Here is a 6,959-nt window from a genome sequence, read left to right as displayed (position 1 = left end):
TGCCCGCCGACGCGCCGCGGGCCGACCAGTCCGGCGGCGATGGGGCACGCGGCGCCGAGCCCGGGCCAGCCGCGGCGGCGGCTGCTGCTGGTGACGACGCTGAGATCGACACCGGCCGAACCGATTCCGCGGAGGCGATCACCGCGGCCGGCGAGAACAGCGCAGGCCTGCGGGTCTACGGCGACTCGCGTACGGCACCGGAGCCGCCCGCGCCGCCTATCGGCAGGCCGGTCATGAGGTCGTGATCAAGCCCAAACCGCTGCGTCCGGCCGTGCCCGGCGGGTTCACCCTCGACGATTTCACCATTGACGAGCCCGCCGGCACGGTCACCTGCCCGGCCGGGCACACCCGGGCGATGAGCCCGAAACGAACGGTCACCTTCGGCAGGCTGTACGCGGACTGCCCGCTGCGGGCCCGGTGCACCACCGCCGCCGACGGCAGGTCGATGAGCATCCACCCGCACGAGCAGCTGCTGCGCGCCGCCCGCGCCCAGGCCCGCACCCCAGAATTCAAGGCCGACTACCCCACCCGATCGAGCGTGGAGCGGATCATCGCCTGGGTCGCCACCCACCGCGGGCGCCGCGTCACACTGCGCTACCTCGGCGTCGCCAAAAACCATGCCTGGCTGCGCAACCGGGCCGCCGCGATCAACCTACGCACCCTCGTCAACGCCGGCCTCACCCGCAACCACGGAGCCTGGGCCCTGGCCTGACCACCCGCGCCGCAACGGCACTTGATTCAAGGCCTCGGGCCACGCCCAAACTTGGTATCGGCGGGAAGAACGACCACGTTGTCGACCAATCAGGTCTGACCTACTGCCGAAGAAACGGCCTCGTCGGCGTTCTTCCCGCCCCCGCCAGGCCTCCTTGTTCAGAGGCCTCCTAGATTTACCCGGGACACGGGACAGGATTTCCTACGGAGGTGGCATGCGCGCTGCACGGGTGACCCGATTGGACGGTCCGGACGCGATCGAGCTGGCAGATATCGATGAGCCCGCCGGCGACGGCGTGGTGGTCGATGTGCACGCCGCCGGGGTGGCCTTCCCCGACGCGCTGCTGACTCGCGGCCTCTACCAGTACCGGCCCGAGCTGCCGTTCGTGCTCGGGGCCGAGGTCGCCGGGGTCGTCCGCTCCGCCCCCGACGGCGCTCACGTGCGCCCGGGCGATCGGGTGCTGGGCCTGACCATGTTGAGCGGAGCCATGGCCGAGGTCGCGGTGCTGGCCCCCGGCCAGGTGTTCCGGCTGCCGGACAACATCGGCTTCGAGGCCGGCGCCGGCGTGCTGTTCAACGACCTGACGGTGTATTTCGCACTTCGCGTCCGCGGCCGGCTACAGGCGGGCGAGACGGTGCTGGTGCACGGCGCTGCCGGCGGCATCGGGACCTCGGCGCTGCGGCTGGCCCCGGCGCTGGGGGCCGCCCGGGTGATCGCTGTGGTCAGCTCCCCGGAGAAGGGCGAGATCGCCACGGCCGCCGGGGCGACCGACGTCGTGCTGGCCGACGGCTTCAAGGATGCGGTCAAGGAGCTGACCGAGGGCCGCGGCGTCGACATCGTGGTGGACCCCGTCGGTGGAGACCGGTTCACCGATTCGCTGCGCTCGCTGGCCCCGGCCGGACGGCTGCTGGTCATCGGATTCACCGGCGGTGAGATTCCGACGGTCAAGGTGAATCGGCTGCTGCTGAACAATATTGAGGTGGTCGGGGTCGGCTGGGGCGCCTGGGCGGGACGCCACCCGGGATCGCTGGAAGAGCAGTGGTCCGCCCTGGAGCAGTTGTTCGCCTCGGGCAAACTCGCTCCGCCAGAACCCGATGTCTTCCCGCTCGAGGAAGCCGCCGCCGCCGTCGCATCGCTGGAGAACCGGACCGCGAAGGGGAAAGTCGTGGTGCGGGTGCGCTAGGAGCGCGGGTCGGCAACGCTTTTGGCTGAGGCGAGGCGGGGCGGGGCGGGGCGGGGCGGGGCGGGGAGCAGCGGAGCAGTTGCGTTCATTCTGCGCGCAGGGCGCTGATCGTCGGCGTGTCGCCGCCGTGAGCGCAGGGTCAACGGGGGTGGCTGGGCCACTGACGCAACCACCCCCGTTGACTCTGCGCCGGTGGCGCAAAAGTGCGAGTGGAGGGCGCCCTCAGCGCAGGATCAACGGGCAAGGTACCCGCCCGCCGGCACACTTGAGCGCGATCAAAAGAAAAAGTAATGTTACTTTTAGTTTTTCCGCGGAAATCCTGTGCCGAACCGGAAGGCAACCATGGAATCGTTCATCCACCTGCGCAAGGGCAAGACGCCGCGGCGAGTGCACGCCGACCTCGACGGGCTCAAAGACGACGAGCTGGGCCGGGGCGGCTTCGCCGGACGCACCGCGAACATGTACCGCCGCAACGACCCCACCGCCTACCGGGCCGTCGGCCCGCTGCGCCCCGTCGATGTGCTGGCCGACCAGCTCAAACCAGCTGACGCCACCGACGCCGACGGTGCGCCGCTGCTGATGTTCAGCAACGCCGACTGCCGGATACTGCTCAGCCGCCGCACCGAGGAGATGCCGCACTACATCCGCTACGTCGACGGCGACCTGCTGTGTTTCGTGCACCACGGCGCCGGCCTGCTGGAAACCGAGTTCGGGCCGCTGCGCTACCGCCGGGGCGACTGGGTCTACATCCCCACGGCCTGCACCTGGCGCCAGCTGCCCGATGAGCAGACCACCCTGCTGATGATCGAGGCCACCGACGAGTTCCGCGCCCCTCCCCCGGGCCTGCTCGGCCGGCACTTCCCGTTCGACCCGGCGCAGGCGACCATCCCGGAGCCCGAACCCGTGACCGCAGACACCCGTGAGGAGTACCAAGTCCGGCTGATCCACCGGGATTCCGGGCAGGGTGAGCTGACGACGCTGTACTACCGGCACAACCCGCTGGACGTCGAAGGCTGGCGCGGCGACAACTTCGCGTTCACCTTCAACATCGCCGACTACAACGTCCTCACCTCCGACAGCGTGCACCTGCCGCCGACGGTGCACCTGTTCATGCAGGCCACCGGCGTCTATGTGATGAACTTCCTGCCCAAACCCGCCGAAGGGGTGGCCGGCACCGAACGCACGCCCTGGTATCACCGCAACGTCGACTACGACGAGATCGCCTTCTTCCACGGCGGTTCGCTCTACGGGATCCCGATGCCTCCCGGCCTGATCTCCCACGCGCCGCAGGGGGTCCACCACGGCGCACCGGAGAAGGCGCGGGAACGGGCGCGGCGAAAATTCGACGAATATTCCCGGGTGGACTGGCAGGTCATCGCCGTCGACACCCGCGCCCGGCTGACGCCGTCGGCCGAGATACTGGCACACGACCTGGGACAGCACGCATGACGACAAGCGCGAAACACGACTACGACCGGATCCCCTATCTCGTTGCGTTCCAGAATAATTCCGGTGTTCGGGACGTCTACGGCGGCCTGGCCGAGATCACCGTACTGGAGAGCTTCCTGCTCAAACCGAAGGACAAGCCCTCCGACACGGTGCTGGTATTCATGCACCCGATAGGCGGCGGCGCCTACCTGCCGATGACCACCGCACTCGCCCGCGCCGGCCATCACGTCATCTACTGCAACAGCCGGTTCCGCGGCACCGACTCGGCGCTGCTGATGGAGAAGGTGGTCGAGGACCTCGGCGAATGCGTCAAAGACGCCAGGAACCGGCTGGGCTACCGCAAGGTGGTGCTGGCCGGCTGGAGCGGCGGCGGCTCGCTGTCGATGTTCTACCAGCAGCAGGCCCAGCACGCGACCATCACCTCCAGCCCGTCCGGCGACGGCCCCGACCTGACCCGCCTCGAGCTGCCCCCGGCCGACGGCATCATGCTGCTGGCCGCGCACATCAGCCGGCACGGCACCCTGACCGAGTGGCTGGACGCGTCCATCCTGGACGAATCCGACCCCACCCACCGTGACCCCGAACTCGACCTCTACAACCCCGACAACCCGAACCAGCCGCCCTACAGCCAAGAGTTCCTGGCCCGCTACCGGCAGGCGCAGATCGACCGCAACCGGCGAATCACCGCCTGGGTCAAGGACAAGCTCGCCGAGTTGCGCGCGGCCGGGCGCCCCAACGACGAGTTCGGCTTCGTGGTGCACGGCACCATGGCCGACCCGCGCTGGCTGGACCCGGCCGTGGATCCCAACGAGCGCACCCCCGGCACCTGCTACCTCGGCGATCCGCAGGAGGTGAACATGAGCGCGGTAGGGCTGGCCCGGTTTTCGACGCTGCGCGGCTGGCTATCGCAGTGGAGCTACGACGACGCCCGCGGCGACGGCGTGGCCTGCGGGAAGGACCTTGCGATACCCGCGCTGGTGATCGGTAACCTGGGCGACGATGCATGCACACCCAGCCACACCCGGCGGCTGTTCGAGGCCATCGGGCACCCGGACAAGGAGATGCACGAAATCCCCGGTGCCACACATTATTACGCAGGCCCCGACCAGCGCGACAAACTCCGCCAAGCCGTGGGCATCGTCACCGACTGGCTGTCCCGGCACGGCTTCGCGGAGGCCTGAGTGAACGGCCCGCTGGACGGCATCCGGGTGCTCGAACTCGGTACCTTGATCGCGGGCCCGTTCGCCGGCCGGCTGCTCGGCGACATGGGCGCCGACGTCATCAAGATCGAACCGCCCGGGGCGCCGGACCCGCTGCGCACCTGGGGGCAGGCCGAGGCCGACGGCCACCGGGTGTTCTGGACGGTGCATGCCCGCAACAAACGGGCGGTCACCCTGGACCTGCGCAAACCACAAGGCCGCGACCTGTTCCTGGAGCTGGTCGCAAAGTCCGACATCATCGTGGAGAACTTCCGCCCCGGCACCCTGGAGAAGTGGAACCTGGGCTATGACGTTCTGCGCGACCGCAATCCGGGCATCATCCTGGTCCGGGTATCGGGCTTCGGGCAGACCGGCCCCGACGCGCACAAGCCCGGCTATGCCTCGGTCGCCGAAGCGGCCAGCGGGCTGCGCCACCTCAACGGCTTTCCGGGTGGGCCGCCGCCCCGGCTTGCGCTGTCGCTGGGCGACACCCTGGCCGGTATGTTCGGCGCCCAGGGGGCGCTGGCCGCTCTGCACCGGCGCAACGTCACCGGCACCGGCCAGGTGGTCGACGTCGCGCTGACCGAATCGTGTCTGGCCGTCCAGGAATCCACCATCCCGGACTACGACCTGGCCGGCGTGGTTCGCGGGCCGTCGGGCACCCGGCTGGAGGGCATCGCACCGTCGAACATCTACCGCAGCGCGGACGGCTCCTGGGTGGTGATAGCGGCCAATCAGGACACCGTCTTCGCCCGGCTGTGCACGGCGATGGGACGCCCCGAGCTGGTCGCCGACCCCCGCTTCGCCGATCACAGCGCCCGCGGCCGCAACCAGGACGAGCTGGATGAGATCATCGGCGCCTGGGCGGCGCAGCGCGCACCCGGCGACATCATCGAAACCCTCTCCGCCGCAGGGGTAATCGCCGGGCCGATCAACACCGTCGCCGAAGTGGTCGATGATCCGCAGCTGCGGTCCCGCGGCATGCTGGTACCGCACTACGACGAGCGAGTCGAACGCGACGTCCTGGGGCCCGGGATCGTCCCGGTGCTCTCGCAGACCCCGGGGCGGGTTCGCAACGCCGGTCCGGCACGTCCCGGGCAGCACAACGACGACATCTACACCGGGCTGCTGGGCAAGACCCCCGCCGAGCTCGCCGAGCTGCACGCGCAGGAGGTGCTGTGACCGCCGGGAAAGTCACCATCCGCGAGGTGTCGCTGCGCGACGGCCTGCAGATAGAGAAGCCGATCCCGTTGTCGGCCAAGCTGGAACTGCTGGCCGCGGTGGCAGCCACCGGGGTGCGCGAGGTCGAGGCCACCGCCTTCGTGTCCCCCACCAAGGTGCCCTCGATGGCCGATGCGGCTGAGCTGGCAGCCGAGCTGCACAACTTCGCCGACATCGAGTTCTCCGCGCTGGTCGCCAGCCCCAACGGCGCCAACCGCGCGATCGCCGCCGGATTTCGATCGCTGGAATACGTGGTGGCCGCCGACGACACGTTCAGCCTGAAGAACGTCGGGCGCACCAGCGCCGAGGCCGTCGGCCACATCCGCGAGATAGTCGAGATCGCCCAGACCGCCGCCGGCACCAGCGCCGCCGGCGCCGCCGGCGCTCCCGTCAGCGTCGAAGTAATCGTCGCGACCGCATGGGATTCCCCGTTCGAAGGCCCCACCCCGGCGCAGCGGGTGCTCGACATCGCCGCGGCCGCACGCGAACAGGGCGCCCACCGGTTCTGCATCGCCGACACCATCGGCACCGCCACCCCCGGCCGGGTCACCTCGCTTATCGCCCAGCTACGTCCCGTCATCGGCGACCTGCCGCTGGGCTGTCACTTCCACAACACCCGCGGCAGCGGGCTGGCCAGCTCCTATGCGGCCGTCACCGCCGGCGTCACCCGGCTGGACGCCTCGGCGGGCGGGCTGGGCGGATGCCCGTTCGCACCCGGCGCCACCGGCAACATCGCCACCGAGGACCTGGTATACCTGTTGGCCGACAGCGGCTTCGAGGTCGACGTGGACCTGCACGCCGCGATCGCCGCCGCACAGGTCGCGAAATCGGCTGTGGGCCATGATCTGCCGAGCGCACTGCTGCGCGCCGGCGACCGGATCCGCAGCTGATGCCCACCGAACTGGTGACCGCCAAAGGCCGGCAGACCCGCCACGCCATCGAGCTGGCCGCACGCAAACTATTCGCCGAACGTGGATTTCACGCAACGACACTGGCCGACATCACCTCGGCCGCCGGAAAATCACCCGCGGTGTTCTACCGCTACTTCACCGACAAGGAAGATCTGCTGGCCGCGCTGGCGGAGTCCTTCCTGCACGACGTCGTAGAACCATCCGGGTCCAGCGTGCAGCTGCCGGAATCTCCCCCACAACCGGGAGGCGTCCCCGCCGACGCCGACGAGTTCTTCACCTCGGTG

The 6,959-nt window shown here is 69.6% G+C and carries 7 protein-coding genes and 1 pseudogene; all 8 read left to right on the top strand.

The features are described 5' to 3' along the window. Positions 1-245: pseudogene (locus ACK5M9_RS05675) on the top strand (hypothetical protein); the annotation flags it as partial. Further along, positions 242-712, top strand: coding sequence for a transposase (locus ACK5M9_RS05670; RefSeq protein WP_416892210.1), 471 nt, complete (start codon positions 242-244; stop codon positions 710-712). The pseudogene ACK5M9_RS05675 and the gene ACK5M9_RS05670, both read left to right, overlap by 4 nt. Before the next feature lie 214 nt (positions 713-926). Continuing rightward, complete coding sequence (locus ACK5M9_RS05665; protein ID WP_416892209.1) at positions 927-1,895, top strand: NADPH:quinone oxidoreductase family protein; 969 nt, start codon at positions 927-929, stop codon at positions 1,893-1,895. A 342-nt stretch (positions 1,896-2,237) separates the two neighbouring features. After that, the gene (locus tag ACK5M9_RS05660; protein ID WP_416892208.1) at positions 2,238-3,344 is read left to right on the top strand and encodes a homogentisate 1,2-dioxygenase; all 1,107 of its coding nucleotides are present in this window, start codon (positions 2,238-2,240) and stop codon (positions 3,342-3,344) included. Beyond that, positions 3,341-4,525: an alpha/beta fold hydrolase gene (locus ACK5M9_RS05655; RefSeq protein WP_416892207.1), complete on the top strand. Its 1,185-nt coding sequence runs from the start codon at positions 3,341-3,343 to the stop codon at positions 4,523-4,525. The genes ACK5M9_RS05660 and ACK5M9_RS05655 overlap by 4 nt, the downstream gene beginning before the upstream one ends. Continuing rightward, complete coding sequence (locus ACK5M9_RS05650) at positions 4,526-5,725, top strand: CaiB/BaiF CoA transferase family protein (protein WP_416892206.1); 1,200 nt, start codon at positions 4,526-4,528, stop codon at positions 5,723-5,725. Next, positions 5,722-6,654 carry a hydroxymethylglutaryl-CoA lyase gene (locus tag ACK5M9_RS05645; protein ID WP_416892205.1) on the top strand — a complete coding sequence of 311 codons (933 nt, stop codon included), beginning with the start codon at positions 5,722-5,724 and terminating at the stop codon, positions 6,652-6,654. Before ACK5M9_RS05650 ends, ACK5M9_RS05645 begins: the two co-directional genes overlap by 4 nt. After that, on the top strand, positions 6,654-6,959 hold a 306-nt coding region (locus ACK5M9_RS05640; protein WP_416892204.1), incomplete at its 3' end, for a TetR/AcrR family transcriptional regulator. The genes ACK5M9_RS05645 and ACK5M9_RS05640, both read left to right, overlap by 1 nt.

The sequence above is a fragment of the Mycobacterium sp. genome (assembly GCF_047975165.1).
In the GTDB taxonomy this organism is placed as follows: Bacteria; Actinomycetota; Actinomycetes; order Mycobacteriales; family Mycobacteriaceae; genus Mycobacterium.
This window is presented reverse-complemented; position numbering and strand designations above follow the sequence as displayed.

Bases quoted from the DNA above. Each gene is read 5' to 3' on its own strand.
- ACK5M9_RS05665 (WP_416892209.1), top strand. From the start codon at position 927: ATGCGCGCTGCACGGGTGACCCGATTGGACGGTCCGGACGCGATCGAG.
- ACK5M9_RS05660 (WP_416892208.1), top strand. From the start codon at position 2,238: ATGGAATCGTTCATCCACCTGCGCAAGGGCAAGACGCCGCGGCGAGTG.
- ACK5M9_RS05655 (WP_416892207.1), top strand. From the start codon at position 3,341: ATGACGACAAGCGCGAAACACGACTACGACCGGATCCCCTATCTCGTT.